This window comes from Advenella kashmirensis WT001, from assembly GCF_000219915.2.
GTDB lineage: Bacteria > Pseudomonadota > Gammaproteobacteria > Burkholderiales > Burkholderiaceae_B > Advenella > Advenella kashmirensis.
In genome coordinates, this window is sequence record NC_017964.1 from 2,496,612 (window position 1) to 2,510,318 (window position 13,707).

At 54.9% G+C, this 13,707-nt stretch carries 10 protein-coding genes and 4 pseudogenes; 6 read left to right on the forward strand and 8 right to left on the reverse strand.

Features of this window, described 5'->3' with window-relative positions; genetic code table 11:
• Positions 1-3 precede the first annotated feature (3 nt).
• Positions 4-1,062 (reverse strand): alcohol dehydrogenase, encoded by a 1,059-nt coding sequence (locus TKWG_RS11735; protein WP_041709446.1) that lies wholly within the window; start codon positions 1,060-1,062, stop codon positions 4-6.
• Positions 1,063-1,335: 273 nt separating this feature from the next.
• On the opposite strand from TKWG_RS11735, the gene TKWG_RS23290 reads away from it, so the two are divergent.
• Positions 1,336-1,623, forward strand: coding sequence for a hypothetical protein (locus tag TKWG_RS23290; RefSeq protein WP_148274534.1), 288 nt, complete (start codon positions 1,336-1,338; stop codon positions 1,621-1,623).
• On the opposite strand, the gene yfaE is transcribed toward TKWG_RS23290, so the two are convergent.
• From yfaE to TKWG_RS27135, 6 genes and pseudogenes are all read right to left on the reverse strand, one after another.
• Positions 1,577-1,909, reverse strand: a complete 333-nt coding sequence (yfaE, locus tag TKWG_RS11740) for a class I ribonucleotide reductase maintenance protein YfaE (RefSeq protein ID WP_014751039.1) — start codon at positions 1,907-1,909, stop codon at positions 1,577-1,579. The genes TKWG_RS23290 and yfaE overlap by 47 nt on opposite strands.
• A pseudogene (gene nrdB, locus TKWG_RS11745) lies at positions 1,906-3,037 on the reverse strand (class Ia ribonucleoside-diphosphate reductase subunit beta). Before nrdB ends, yfaE begins: the two are co-directional and overlap by 4 nt.
• Positions 3,038-3,065: 28 nt before the next feature.
• Positions 3,066-5,338, reverse strand: a pseudogene (gene nrdA, locus TKWG_RS11750) (class 1a ribonucleoside-diphosphate reductase subunit alpha).
• Positions 5,339-5,645: 307 nt separating this feature from the next.
• Positions 5,646-6,574 (reverse strand): annotated as a pseudogene (dusA, locus tag TKWG_RS11755) (tRNA dihydrouridine(20/20a) synthase DusA).
• A 173-nt stretch (positions 6,575-6,747) separates the two neighbouring features.
• Positions 6,748-7,353 carry a CBS domain-containing protein gene (locus TKWG_RS21575; RefSeq protein WP_407636925.1) on the reverse strand — a complete coding sequence of 202 codons (606 nt, stop codon included), beginning with the start codon at positions 7,351-7,353 and terminating at the stop codon, positions 6,748-6,750.
• Positions 7,336-8,530 (reverse strand): annotated as a pseudogene (locus TKWG_RS27135) (chloride channel protein); the annotation flags it as partial. The pseudogene TKWG_RS27135 and the gene TKWG_RS21575, both read right to left, overlap by 18 nt.
• A gap of 182 nt (positions 8,531-8,712) precedes the next feature.
• On the opposite strand from TKWG_RS27135, the gene TKWG_RS11765 reads away from it, so the two are divergent.
• From TKWG_RS11765 to TKWG_RS24945, 4 genes are all read left to right on the forward strand, one after another.
• Positions 8,713-9,681, forward strand: coding sequence for a homoserine kinase (locus tag TKWG_RS11765; RefSeq protein WP_014751048.1), 969 nt, complete (start codon positions 8,713-8,715; stop codon positions 9,679-9,681).
• A gap of 5 nt (positions 9,682-9,686) precedes the next feature.
• The gene (locus tag TKWG_RS11770) at positions 9,687-10,394 is read left to right on the forward strand and encodes a BPSS1780 family membrane protein (protein WP_014751049.1); all 708 of its coding nucleotides are present in this window, start codon (positions 9,687-9,689) and stop codon (positions 10,392-10,394) included.
• Between the two features lie 350 nt (positions 10,395-10,744).
• Positions 10,745-11,359 (forward strand): M48 family metalloprotease, encoded by a 615-nt coding sequence (locus TKWG_RS11775; protein ID WP_014751050.1) that lies wholly within the window; start codon positions 10,745-10,747, stop codon positions 11,357-11,359.
• Positions 11,337-11,477: a M48 family metalloprotease gene (locus TKWG_RS24945; RefSeq protein WP_014751051.1), complete on the forward strand. Its 141-nt coding sequence runs from the start codon at positions 11,337-11,339 to the stop codon at positions 11,475-11,477. Before TKWG_RS11775 ends, TKWG_RS24945 begins: the two co-directional genes overlap by 23 nt.
• A 158-nt stretch (positions 11,478-11,635) precedes the next feature.
• Here the strand turns inward: TKWG_RS24945 and TKWG_RS11780 are convergent, their stop codons facing one another.
• The gene (locus TKWG_RS11780) at positions 11,636-12,580 is read right to left on the reverse strand and encodes a LysR family transcriptional regulator (RefSeq protein ID WP_014751052.1); all 945 of its coding nucleotides are present in this window, start codon (positions 12,578-12,580) and stop codon (positions 11,636-11,638) included.
• A 139-nt stretch (positions 12,581-12,719) separates the two neighbouring features.
• Here TKWG_RS11780 and TKWG_RS11785 point away from each other — a divergent pair, with 139 nt between their 5' ends.
• Complete coding sequence (locus tag TKWG_RS11785) at positions 12,720-13,703, forward strand: Bug family tripartite tricarboxylate transporter substrate binding protein (RefSeq protein ID WP_014751053.1); 984 nt, start codon at positions 12,720-12,722, stop codon at positions 13,701-13,703.
• The last annotated feature ends 4 nt before the right edge of the window (positions 13,704-13,707 follow it).

Here is a 13,707-nt window from a genome sequence, read left to right on the forward strand (position 1 = left end):
CTTTTACGGCGTCAGAACCGCCCTGCCGATCACTTTGCCTGCATGCAAGGCCATCAGAGTCTGGTCTGCCTGTGCCAGGGGATGCCGGCTGACAGGAATTGGACGAATCCCACCCTGTCTGACCAGCGCCATCAATTCCTGCAACTCGGCCAGATTGCCCACATAGGATCCCTGCACCGTAGCGGCCTTCAAGGGAAATAATGCCAGCGACCACTCGCTCTGTCCGCCGAATAAACCGATAATGACCAGCTTGCCGCCCTTGGCCAGCAGATTGAACGCCTGCGTTGCCGTAGACGGAGCGCCCACATAATCGATCACGGACCAGATGGTACGTGTACCCGCCGCCGCCTGAATATCCTGGATCAGCGTAGGGCTGTTACCATCAACAGCCGCCAACGCCCCGGCCTGCAACGCGGCCTCGCGTTTGGCCGGATCCAGGTCGACGACAACCGCCCCCTTGCCGCCCATGGCGTGCAGCCATTGCAGGCACATCAGGCCCAGGCCGCCGGCGCCAAAAATGATCACGGGCTCATTTTGCAGCACCGCCAGATCAAACTTGCGCAGCGCCGAATAGGTGGTCAGGCCGGAACAGGCGTAAGGCGCTGCCTGTACCGGATCCAGATCGCCAATATCCACCAGATACCTCGGATGCGGCACCACGATTTGGGTAGCGTAGCCGCCATCACGATGGATGCCCAGGCAGGCCGGCGCCGCACACAGATTTTCTTCGCCACGCTGGCAGACCACACAACTGCCGCAGCCAATCCAGGGATAGATCAGGTAATTTTTTTGAGTATCCAGCTGCCCCGCATCCGGCCCCATTGCTCGCACTGTTCCCACGGTCTCGTGACCCGGTGTCAGCGGCAGGCTGACGCCGCGATCCTTCAGCTCCAGGCGCTTGCCCTGGCCCAAATCGTACCCGCCCTCCCACAAGTGCAGGTCGCTATGACAGACCCCGGCCGCCTTGACGTCCAGTACGACCTGGGTCCCTTGCGGCGTAAAGTCGTCTTTCTCGATCATCTGCAAGGGGGACTTGAAACCAGTAATGCAGTAACATTTCATCTCTTTACCATTCCTATGTTCGCGCATGCCCCGCGGGCCATGCAACAGCTCCTTTGGAATAGGTATTGTATATGAGGGTTTCGCTAATGCAGTGTACAGTTCGGATAATAATGATCAATCTGCTATCTGAAGCGTAGCAATATAGTCATAAGCATTCGGTATTTCACATGGGAACGATGATGGCCTAGACTAACAGTCAATACTGCCGGTGGGTAACCCTGCCCGCTCAAGAAAGGCGTGCCGGCAGGCAGTGTCTGATCACAGGGGAAATCGATGAAACCAGATCCGAAATGGTCTTTTGTACTAACTGTTCTGCTTTTTGCCGGAATGATGATCGGATTGTCGCTATCGGTCCTGAACGACTTCATGTCACAAGCGGCGCCACTGGCCGGACGTGATATTTTCGTAATGACCATGCACGTTATCTGGCTGCTGCTGTGGTCCATTGCCACGGTGTTCGCACTCAAATACGCCCTGCGGCCGAATGATAAAGACAAACGGCATCAGGGCGCACCTACTTCTGCTCGTCAGCCCCGAAATCCAGCGACGTCTGAATATTGAACTCTTCACTTAGCGACGGCTGTTCAGGCATATGCAACAAACTGGCTTCAATCTGCAACGGCCCCACGGGCACGCAACAACAAGGCAGTATTTCGTCTTTTGCAATATAGGCCAGCGGTTCGGTCAGATATCTCACCCGACCTGCCAGCAGATGCGTCCTGCATGAGCCGCAATAGCCCGCGCGACACTGGAATTCCACTTCGTGATTAGTGCGTTCCAGCCCTTCGAGCAGCGTTTCTCCCTCCAGCAATTCGAACCTGCTATCGGTCGTTACGACAGATGTCATAGTTCGAAATGCTGCAGATCGTCGGTATTCATTTGAGAATCAATTTGCCCGATCAGGTAGGAGCTGATTTCCACTTCCTGAGGGCAACCTGGACATTATCTGAAGACAGCCAGGCGTTGATCCATGGAATCGGATTCTGCCGCACGCCCGGGAATGCAGCCTGCAGCCCCACTGCCTGCATGCGCAGGTTGGTAATATATTCAACGTACTGGCACAGAATGTCCTTGTTCAGCCCGATCATGGAACCCCCTTTGAACAGGTATTCGGCCCACTCTTTTTCCTGCAGGGCGGCCTGTTTGAACAGATCAAAGCACTGCTCGCGGGTTTCATTGGCGATTTCAGCCATTTGCGGATCATCTTCGCCACTGCGCAAAATATTGAGCATGTGTTGCGTACCCGTCAGGTGCAGGGCCTCGTCGCGGGCAATCAGTTTGATAATCTTGGCGTTACCTTCCATCAGCTCGCGCTCTGCAAAAGCAAAGGAGCAGGCAAAACTGACGTAAAAGCGAATGGCCTCAAGCACATTGACAACCATCAGGCACAGGTACAGCTTTTTCTTGAGTTCACGCAGGGACACAACCACTTCCTTGCCGGCTAGCATGTGGGTGCCTTCGCCAAACTGGTTATATAACTGCGTGTACGAAATTACATCATCGTAATAAAAGGCGATATCACGCGCGCGCTTCAGAATATATTCATTGGCAACGATATCATCAAACACCACCGATGGATTGTTCACGATATTGCGGATGATATGCGTGTACGAACGCGAATGGATCGTCTCGGAAAACGACCAGGTTTCGATCCAGGTTTCCAGTTCGGGGATAGACACCAGCGGCAGCAGCGCCACATTCGGGCTGCGACCCTGGATCGAATCGAGCAGTGTCTGATATTTCAGATTGCTGATGAAAATATGCTTTTCATGTTCCGGCAGCGTTTGGTAGTCAATCCTGTCCTGAGACACGTCCACCTCTTCGGGCGCCAGAAAAAGGACAGCTGCTTTTCAATCAGCTTTTCAAAGATTTCATATTTCTGCTGATCATAACGTGCCACATTGACCGACTGACCAAAGAACATGGGTTCTTTCATCTGGTCGTTCGGAATCTGACAAAAGGTACTGTATTCCATTGTTTTCTCTTACTCAATTACTGCCTGATCAGATCTTGCACGCGCCGCTTTCGCAGTCATCCTGTGCCTGATCTTCCTGTTTGTCTTCCGCACCGTCACGGGTATTCTGGTAATACAGTGTTTTGACGCCGAACTTGTACGCCGTGAGCAGGTCCTTGATCATCTGGTTCATGGGTACGCGACCGCCTTCAAAACGGGCCGGGTCGTAATTTGTATTGGCCGAAATAGATTGGTCCACAAATTTCTGCATGATGCCCACAATCTGCAGATAGCCATCATTGTTGGGCATGCTCCACAGCAATTCGTACTTGTCCTTAAGGCGCTCGTACTCAGGCACCACCTGTTTCAGAATCCCGTCCTTGGACGCCTTGACGGTAACCAGGCCGCGCGGCGGTTCAATACCGTTGGTGGCGTTGGATATCTGAGAGGATGTTTCCGATGGCATCAACGCTGTCAGGGTCGAATTGCGCAGACCATGGGTGGTAATGTCCTTGCGCAGCGACTCCCAATCCAGATGCAGCGGCTCATTGCAAATGCCATCAAGATCCTTCTTATAGGTATCGATCGGCAAAATTCCCTTGGAATACGTCGTTTCGTCAAAGGCCGTGCACGGGCCGAACTCCTTAGCCAATCCCACCGAAGCCTTGAGCAGATAATACTGGATCGCCTCGAAGGTACGGTGCGTCAGCGCATTGCCGCTGCCATCGGAATATTTGGCATCGTTCTTGGCCAGGTAATAGGCGTAATTGATGACGCCGATACCAGTGTACGCCGTTTCATGGAACCAATATAAGCAGCCTTTATCGGATAGTCCTGATAGTCCAGCAAGGCATCCAGCGCGCGCACGGCCAGATCGGCCAGGCCTTCGAGTTCATCCAGCGATTCAATGGCGCCCAGATTGAAGGCAGACAATGTGCACAAGGCAATTTCGCCGTTCTCGTCATTGATATCTTCCAGCGGCTTGGTCGGCAGCGCGATTTCCAGGCACAGATTGCTCTGGCGCACGGGCGCCACGGCCGGGTCAAACGGGCTGTGGGTATTGCAGTGGTCCACGTTCTGAATATAGATGCGACCGGTGCCGGCGCGCTCCTGCATCATCAGTGAAAACAGTTCTGTCGCCTTGACTGTGCGCTTGCGAATGCTTGGGTCCTGCTCGTATTGGGCATACAGTTGCTCGAAACGGTTCTGGTCTTCGAAAAACGCATCGTACAAGCCAGGCACATCCGAAGGCGAGAACAGTGTGATGTCGCCGTTTCTGATCAGGCGCTGATACAGCAACCGGTTGATCTGCACACCATAGTCCATATGACGGACGCGATTTTCCTCAACACCGCGATTGTTCTTGAGCACCAGCAGCGATTCAATTTCCAGATGCCACATGGGATAGAACAATGTGGCTGCACCACCACGCACGCCCCCCTGCGAGCAGCATTTGACTGCCGTCTGAAAGTGCTTGTAAAAAGGAATGCACCCGGTGTGCTGTGCTTCGCCACCGCGAATCGGACTGCCAACGGCACGAATGCGACCAGCGTTGATGCCGATACCGGCGCGTTGCGACACGTAGCGCACGATCGCGCTGGTCGTGGCATTAATGGAATCCAGACTATCGCCACACTCGATCAGTACGCAGGAGCTGAATTGACGCGTAGGCGTGCGCACCCCGGACATGATCGGCGTAGGCAGAGAGATCTTGAACAGCGAGGTCGCATCATAGAAACCCTTGATGTACGACAGGCGCGTCTCTTTCGGATACTTCGAGAACAGGCATGCGGCCACCAGAATATACAGGAACTGGGGGCTTTCATAGATTTCGTGATTGACACGATTTTGCACCAGGTACTTGCCTTCGAGCTGCTTGACCGCACCGTAGGAGAAGCGCATATCACGGCTGTGATCGATATAGCTGTTCAGTTCGTCAAACTCTTCCCGGGTGTAGTCCTGCAGGATGTGTTCGTCGTATTTGCCCATCTCGGTGAGCCGGGTAACATGATCGTAAAGCGATGGTGGATCAAACTGCTGGAAGGCCTTCTTGCGCAAATGGAAAATGGCCAGACGGGCCGCCAGGTACTGGTAATCAGGCGTTGCCTGTGAAATCAGATCGGCCGCTGCCTTGATGATGGTTTCATGAATGTCTTCAGTCTTGATGCCGTCGTAGAACTGAATATGGGATTTGAGCTCAACTTGAGACACCGAAACATGGTCCAGACCTTCTGCCGCCCAATCAATAACACGGTGAATTTTGTCCAGATCGATAGGTTCTTTTCTGCCGTCACGTTTAGTGACCAAGAGTGTGCTGTTCATTAGCGTATGCATATCCATGATGGTTGATGGAACGGTTCGGAGCCGGACCGACTATAATCTATATATAGTGTTTTATTTTAGGTTTACCACAATATATAGTATTAGCAAGGATATTTCAAGTAATTTCGGCTTCGTGCAAAACCTTGAAGAACAACACAACGCATTGATTAATATAATTATTTTATCTGTCAGAAAAAATGTAACGATGTTGATTATACGCAATTGCCGCACACATTTTTTCATGCGTGGCAAATTCAGTTTTCACACCACCCTCTTTCTACCCAGGCCAATGCCCACTGCGGTGTCGTTAGTTAACAAAAGCAAAGGCCTGATGCAGGATATCCGGGTTCTGTGTGGCCAGATACGCCGGGTCCGACAGATGACGTCGCCATTGGCGTGCGCCCTTGCGCCCGTTGAACAGACCCAGCATGGGCTTGACAATGGCGCGCAACGGCACGCCCTGCGCCACTTCCGATCGGGCATAGCCGGCCATCTGCTGGACGATCGTTGCATCATCTGCAACCGGGGTGTCGGGCCACAAGCGTCGACTGATATCACGCAGCACATAGGGTTCGTGCCATGCGGCCCGCCCGACCATCGCGCCGTCAAATGCGTCGACCGCCGAGGTGATCAGATCAGGCGTGTTAAGGCCGCCGTTAAGAACAAACAGGGCATCGGGAAAATCGTGCTTGAGCCGGGTCACAATGTCGTAGCGCAGTGGCGGAATCTCGCGATTGTCTTTGGGAGACAGCCCCTTGAGCACCGCGTTACGCGCATGCGCGATAAACACCCGGCAACCCACCTCATACAGTTGCCCGACAAAGTCACGCACAAAATCATAGGATTGATCGTAGTCCAGCCCAAGCCGATGCTTGACGGTGACGGGCACACTGACCGCATCCTGCATCGCCTTGACGCAATCGGCCACCAAAGCCGGCTCGGCCATCAGGCAGGCACCGAACGCCCCCTTTTGCACCCGCTCTGAGGGGCAACCGCAATTGAGGTTGATTTCATCATATCCCCAGCTTTGCCCCAGTCGGGCGCAATGGGCAAGCGCCGCCGGCTCGCTGCCGCCCAGTTGCAAAGCAACCGGGTGTTCCTGAGCGCTAAAGCGCAAATGTCTTGGCACATCGCCAAAAACCAGGCGCCGGTGGTAATCATCTCTGTATACAGCAACGCATTGGGCGCCAGCAAACGGTGAAAATAGCGGCAATGCCTGTCTGTGACATCAATCATCGGCGCCACACTGAACTGCCAGGGACGCAGGCCGGCTTTATCCGAATAGTCAAGCACAGCGCTGCCTGCCGGGCTCGCCCCGGCAACAGCAACGGCATGGATATCGGCGGTGTCGCCGCAGGTGCCCGGGCCCGTTGCTGCAACCCGCTCTGTTATCTCTGTATGTGTCATGATCATTTGTCGCCGGAAATGCGAAAATCGATATGCGGTGGCTGATGCCGCTCACTCAGTGCACGTTGCTCTTCCAGTTGCTCAAGAATGGCCGATTTGCGCACCACTCCCAGCAATATCGGTTCATCTTTTGACAACAACACCGGCAAACGTTCGCCCATAAAAGTCAGAAACAGTTCCAGCCCCTCGCCCAGCGTCATGTCGGGATGCAGAACCGGAATGAAATGAGGCTGCACCATGAGCTCGGATATGGGCGTGGTCATGGGCGACTGCGACAGCAGCCAGCGCGTCACTTCCTGGTTGGACAGCACGCCCTGGTAGTGATTATTCTCATCCACCACATAAATATACCGCACCGGATGATCCTGAAACATGGCCACGGCCTGTTCCAGCGTCTGATCCTGACGCAGCACCGTTCGTGCTTCAATGACCAGCCCCTTGAGCGTCATGCTGCTTATCTGCCGGCGCAGCCTTGCGGCCTGCTCCCGCGACAGGGTCACGCCATACATAGCCGGGGTGCTGAACAGGCTGCTGACCACATTTGCAATCACGCAGGCGAACATGAGCGGCAGTACCAGGTCAATCCGGTGAGTCATTTCAAATATCATCAGGATCGCCATCAGCGGCGCGTGCGTGCCGGCTGCCAGAAAAGCGCCCATGCCAATCAATATATACAGTGCCGGCTGGGCCGCCAGCTCAGGCATTACGAATGAAATGATCTGATAAAACAGCATGCCCACGCTGGCGCCCACCATCAACATGGGCGTAAAGACGCCGCCGGTCGCACCGAACCCACGGTCGCGCCCGTAGCCAGCACCTTGTAGGCCAGCATCAGCAACACCGCCGGCATGGTCCAGGACAGCGTCAGCATGTCTTCAATCGGCCCGTAGCCGTTGCCCGACGCAGCAGGTTGCAAAATCAGAATGCCGCCCAGCAGCGCCCCGCCCAGCGCCAGACTCAATGGCAACGGCAATCCGGTTTTACGAAACAATTGGCGGATGGCATCCAGAAACCGCAGGAACAACGGCGCCAGCAAGCCTGCCACAATCGCCAGCGCACACAACAGCAGCAGACTCGCATCAATCGACAGCGATATGGGTTTTACATCATAAGTGACGCGGTAATAACCGGTAAGCTGCATGGTAATGTTGGCAACGCCTGCCGAGATAATAAGCGGCCCAGCGTCGTGACCGACAGTGTTCCCAGAACGATTTCAGCGACAAACAACGCCGCCGCAAGGGGTGCATTGTATGCAGCCGACACGCCGGCTGCCGCCCCGCAAGCGACCAGCAGACGGATATCATTGGCGTTAAAAGCCAGAAAGCGGCCGATGGCCGACGCGACCATGGCGCCCAGATGCACCATGGCCCCCTCGCGACCGATGGAACCGCCGCTGACCACGGTAGACAGTGACGAGAGCACCCGCAGCGCCCCCTGGCGCAGGGACAGCCGGCCATCAGACAGGGCCACTGCTTCCATGTAATCGGCATTCATATCCTTGCGCACTTTTGACGACAGCCACAGCAAGGTGCCCGCGATCAGTCCGCCCACGGCAGGAAACAGAATGCGCTCGGTATCGGTCCAGCGACTAACCACAGTCTCAATCTCGCCCGGGACCGACCCTGTCAGCAATTGCCCCCAGTGTATGGCCATGTGAAACAGAATGGTCATGCCCGCGCCAGCCACGCCGACGACGATAGCCCAGACAAAAAACGCCGGACGGTTTGTCAGCCAGGCAAACTGTGTCAGTTTGTTGCGTGCCTCAAAAGGAGAAAACATGGCCATTCATTGGTCTCTGAGAAATAACGGGCGGCGCGCGAGAAAGATCCCGGCAAACAGCGAAAAGTGCACCATTGTAGCAAAACTCGATTGTGATTCTTTTGCACGCAGAGCGCCCCACGCGCTTATCGTGCTCAACCTGCACTAAAATGATCGGCATTCAATGATTTTGTGTATCGTATTTTCTCATGGCCGTCTTTACTCCCATCACAAACCAGGAAGCTGCCCAATTTCTGGGTCACTATGCACTCGGAGAATTCGTCTCCCTTCGCGGCATTACCGCTGGTATTGAAAACACCAACTTCTTTCTGAACACGACCCAGGGAGAATATGTGTTGACGGTGTTCGAGGTGCTCAATCATGAGCAGTTGAATTTTTACATCGAACTGATGCATACCCTTGCCAGCAAAGACGTCAAGGTGCCCATGCCTCAGACTCAGCGGGACGGAAAGCGCATTGGCACCCTGAAGGGTAAACCGGCAGCCATTGTTGATCGCCTGCCCGGCGGGTACGAATCCGACCCCGGCGTACAGCATTGTATTATCGCTGCACGCACGCAGGCCCAGGCACATCTGGCCGCCAAAGACTTTACCCTGTATCAGCCCAATTTGCGTGGCCTGCCGTGGTGGGAAGAAACTTATCCGGCCATCCGGCCGTTCCTGACTGAATCCCAGAACGCGCTATTTGTTTCGTGCCTGGATGAACAGCGCCAGGTCCAGCAGGGAAATGACTGGAAGAATATGCCGGCCGGTGCCTGCCATTGCGACTTGTTCCGCGATAACGTACTGTTCGATGGAACCTATGATGATCCGCGCATGGGCGGCATCATTGACTTTTATTTTGCCGGGCACGATGCCTGGCTGTTCGATGTCGCGATCGCAGTCAACGACTGGTGCATAGAACGCAGCACCGGCGCACTCACACCCTGGCTGGTTCAGGCCTGGCTTGATGCCTATGCACAGGAACGCCCGTTCACGGAAACCGAAAAGGCAATGTGGCCGGTAGCCCTGCGCGCAGCGGCCTTGCGTTTCTGGGCATCCCGCCTGAATGATTATTTCCGTCCGCGCCCTGCCCAGACACTCAAGCCACACGACCCCACGCATTTTGAGCGTATCCTGACGCTCCGTGTTCAACAACCGGCTCCGCCACTACCGTAACCACCATGATTGCTGCAACACTTCCCGCCTCATCCGGTTGGCAATGGCTCAAAGACGCCTTCCAGATCTTTCGCAAGCAACCATTTGCCTTGCTCGCGCTGCTGTTTGTCATCAATTTGATCAGCCAGATTTTGATGCAAATCCCGGTACTTGGGGTCGGGTTGTTCATTATTACCATGCCCATCGCCAGCCTGATTGTGGTTAGTGCCTGCCGGGATATCCAGGGCAAGCCGGCAGGATTCAATCATCTTGACCCCAAAAGCTGGATCGCCAGCCTGCAAAAACCCAAGGTCATTTCCCGTCTGGCATTGTCCGGTTTCATTTACGCCGCACTCTTGCTGCTGCTGAGCGTCGTGCTGCTCTATCCCTTGCTGGATGAGCAGACCATTGCGCAAATCAGCAGCATTGTCTACGGTGCCCAGAGCGGCGCCGACGCATCGGCAGAGGCGCTGCCCGATGGCGGCACGATCGTGCTGCTGCTGGGCTGGGCGATCTTGCTGTTTGTCGTGACCCTCATGTTTTGGCACGTCCCGCAACTGATCGGGTGGGAAGGCCTCACTATTGGCAAGGCCATTTTTTATTCCTTTGTCGCGTCCTGGCGCAACAAAGGGGCCTTCCTGATGTATTTCCTGAGCTGGTTCCTGTTGTTTGTCTTGCTGCAGTTTATCGTCATACCCCTGCTGGTGGTACTGAGACTCGCCAAGGCCTGCTGATTGCATTTGTAATGCAAGTAGTGCTGATGATCATGGTTGCGACCATTTACTGCGGATTCTATTCCAGTTACGCCGCCATTTTCGGCACGGAAAGACCCACGGTGATGTAACCGGTCCGATGAGCATGCCAATGAGGCAGGCCTGCCCTTGATGGACCCGATTGTGAGACCTGTTATTGTCCCCAATGGTCAAAAGGCGACAAAATACATATAATCAGCAAGAATTTTATGTCGCTTTCAGTGGTTTTGCTCTCGTGCAGGCACCTATCCCGTACTTTATGGCTGCCTTGCCTGCCGCCCCCGGGCCGGGCGAGTAGCCACTCTCGGCAAGACTTTATCAAAGGAAAATACATGTTCAGACACATCGCTCTTGCCGCACTCGCCGTAAGTTCCCTGACTGCCTGCCAGAATATGGATGTGGCGGGCATGGTCGGCGCCGCTTCCTCCCTGTTTCAGGCGGCCACCGTTTCCGACGAACAAATTCAGGAACTGGCTGTGAGTTCCCAGCAACAGCTCGATTCCCAGAACAGAATTGCTCCGGCGAGCAGCAAATATGCCACCCGACTTGCCAGGGTCACCCGCAATCTGCGCAGCTATCAGGGCACGCCGTTGCAGTTCAAGGCCTATCTCAATCCTGAAGTCAACGCGTTTGCACTGCCCAATGGCAGTATCCGCGTCTACTCAGGCCTGATGGACAAAATGACAGACAACGAACTGCTGTTTGTACTGGGCCATGAGGTCGGACACGTCATCGAAGGTCACTCCAAGGCCCAGGCCCGCTCCAGCATGCTCACCCTGGCAGCACAGCAGGCAGGCGCGGCCAGTGGCGTCCCCATTCTGTCCACGCTGTCAGGCAGCCAGCTGGGCGCACTTGCTAACGGTCTGGTCAATGCCCAGTATTCCCAATCGCATGAATACGCCGCAGATGCCTTCGGCCTGAAGAGTGCTCAAGGAACAGGGGCATGACAAATCGGCTGCCGTGTCTGCCCTGCGCAAGCTCGAATCCCTGTCCCAGGGCAGTGCCAGCGTATTTTCCAGCCACCCCGATTCGGGTAGCCGGGCCGATCGTATCGAAGCCATGTAACCGGTGCCAATGGGTCGGGCCGGTCCAGCTTTTCCGGCTCTACCCTTCCGGCTCTACCCTTCCGGCTCTAACCTCACGGCCGTTCTCTTTCGATCCTTCTCTTCTGATTCACTGCTTGCACTGCAGCTCTATTGACCTGCCCCTTCCGGTCCTACCGGTTACTCGCTCGGGCCTGACCCCGGCCTCTGTAAAGCATTCTCTTGCTCTACTGACAATGCACGCTTGAATGCCGTTTTTTGCTGAATCAGCGTGCACGCCTGGGCGATGAGCGCAGCATTGGGTGAATACACCAAGCGCTTGTTGGTAAACAGCAGCACTTCTCCAAAATTGACCGTTTTTTCCAGTGGCAAAATATGCAACATGTTTTGCCGTTCAAAATATCGGGCAATACCTTGCGGCATCGCCGCCACCAAATTTTCACGCGCCAGCATGATTACATTTGTCATTGTGGTGCTGGAGCGGATGGCAATGCTCGGGTGCGCCAGTCCGAAAGAGTCGCACAGTTCGATCAGCTTCGCATTTGCATAGGTACCCGCTTGTGGAAAAATCCAGGTACAGTCGTGCAGGTGTCCGGCATCCAGCTTGCGGATCTGCGCCAGGGGATGCTGCAGTCCGCAAACCAGCACCATAGGTTCGTAATCCAGAATGATCCGGTCAAAGCCACTCAGATCGATCAGTTCAGTCCTGCGTCCTATAACGATATCCAGGAGGCCGACATTGAGTTTTTCCAGCATGGGCTCAATAATGCCGTCTTCAATGCTCACCTGCAAATCCGGCACCTGCGCAAGCAATGCGCTAAGCAAATCCGGCACGACCGATAATGTGGCCGATGGCAATGCGCCAATGGCCAGCGTACGCTGCCCGTGATACTGGACCTGACTGAGTTCGGACTGTATGCGCCGCGTCGCGTGCAGGACCTGACGAGCATACTCGATCATCAGGCTGCCGTAGGCAGTGGGCACGGTTCCCGTCGCACTTCGTTCAAACAGGGCATAACCCACCTCCTGCTCGAGCTGGGACAAAACCTTGGACGCTGCCGGCTGGGTCATGTGCAACTGCACCGACGCCTTGTGCAGATTCTGCAGTCTCAGCCAATGCAACAAGCAGATCAGCCTGGCGTTTTTTCAGATGAAACATGGGGTTATGCCAAATTGGTTATACGGTGAGTCGATAAATGAATTTTACAGAGTAAAGGGAACTGTGGAACACTTGAACGCATAATCATATCAAGGAGACAATTTCATGAGTCATTTCCTAAAATGCGTTCTAGCGCCGCTACTGGCCTGCTGTATCGGCCCGGCAGCCATCGCTGCCACGGCACTACCACAACAGATTACGGTTATTGTTCCCTACGCGCCCGGCGGCGCCGTGGATGCACTGACCCGGATCCTGGCCAAACAGCTGGCTGCCGACCAAGGCATCAATCTAGTCGTTGAAAACAAGCCCGGCGCCGGTGGTTCGATTGCGGCCCAACAGGCGGTGCGCGGCAAGCCAGACGGACGCACACTGCTGATGGGCACCTCCAATACCCACGGTATCAATAGCGTTGTCATACCAGGCTTGAAATATGATCCCATCAAGGACTTTACCGCGGTCGCAGATGTTGCCGAGAACATTGTCATTCTTGCGGCCAATAAAGACTTTCCAGCCAATACGCTGACCGAGGCTGTCGATCTTATTGCTCGATCACCCGGTAAATACAGCTTCGGATCGCCAGGCGTTGGCAGCGTGCATGCGTTGGCGATGGAGCAGTTTGCACAAAAACTGGGCCTCAATATCACCCATGTCGCTTATAAGGGTGCCGGCCCGGCCATGACAGACACCGTCGCCGGCAATATTCCACTTGTGATGGCGGGCGTGGTGCCGGCCAAGCCATTTCTTGCCGACAAACGAATCAAGATACTGGGCATCGCCAACCCCCGAGACGATATGTTCAGCGGGGTAGCTGAAGTGGCCCAAACGCAATATTTTTCTGATATTCAGAAAGATACATCAGTGCAGTCATGGATTGGTCTTTTTGCACCGGCCGGCCTGGCGCCAGATCTGGCCGACAGTTTGCATGCGGCATTCGAAAAAGTAATCAAATCGGAGGCCTTTGCCAAAGAGCTCACGCCATTGGGAATGGTTCCCAACATCTCCAGCCGCCAGGCGTTTGCCGATAAAGTCAGCGCCAACGTGCAACGCTGGCAAAAAGCCCTTTCATCAACCAAACCGGCCAAACAATAAGGCA

Bases quoted from the DNA above. Each gene is read 5' to 3' on its own strand.
- TKWG_RS11765 (WP_014751048.1), top strand. From the start codon at position 8,713: ATGGCCGTCTTTACTCCCATCACAAACCAGGAAGCTGCCCAATTTCTG.
- TKWG_RS11770 (WP_014751049.1), top strand. From the start codon at position 9,687: ATGATTGCTGCAACACTTCCCGCCTCATCCGGTTGGCAATGGCTCAAA.
- TKWG_RS21575 (WP_407636925.1), bottom strand. From the start codon at position 7,353: ATGATATTTGAAATGACTCACCGGATTGACCTGGTACTGCCGCTCATG.
- TKWG_RS23290 (WP_148274534.1), top strand. From the start codon at position 1,336: ATGAAACCAGATCCGAAATGGTCTTTTGTACTAACTGTTCTGCTTTTT.
- TKWG_RS11775 (WP_014751050.1), top strand. From the start codon at position 10,745: ATGTTCAGACACATCGCTCTTGCCGCACTCGCCGTAAGTTCCCTGACT.
- yfaE (WP_014751039.1), bottom strand. From the start codon at position 1,909: ATGACATCTGTCGTAACGACCGATAGCAGGTTCGAATTGCTGGAGGGA.
- TKWG_RS11785 (WP_014751053.1), top strand. From the start codon at position 12,720: ATGAGTCATTTCCTAAAATGCGTTCTAGCGCCGCTACTGGCCTGCTGT.
- TKWG_RS11735 (WP_041709446.1), bottom strand. From the start codon at position 1,062: ATGAAATGTTACTGCATTACTGGTTTCAAGTCCCCCTTGCAGATGATC.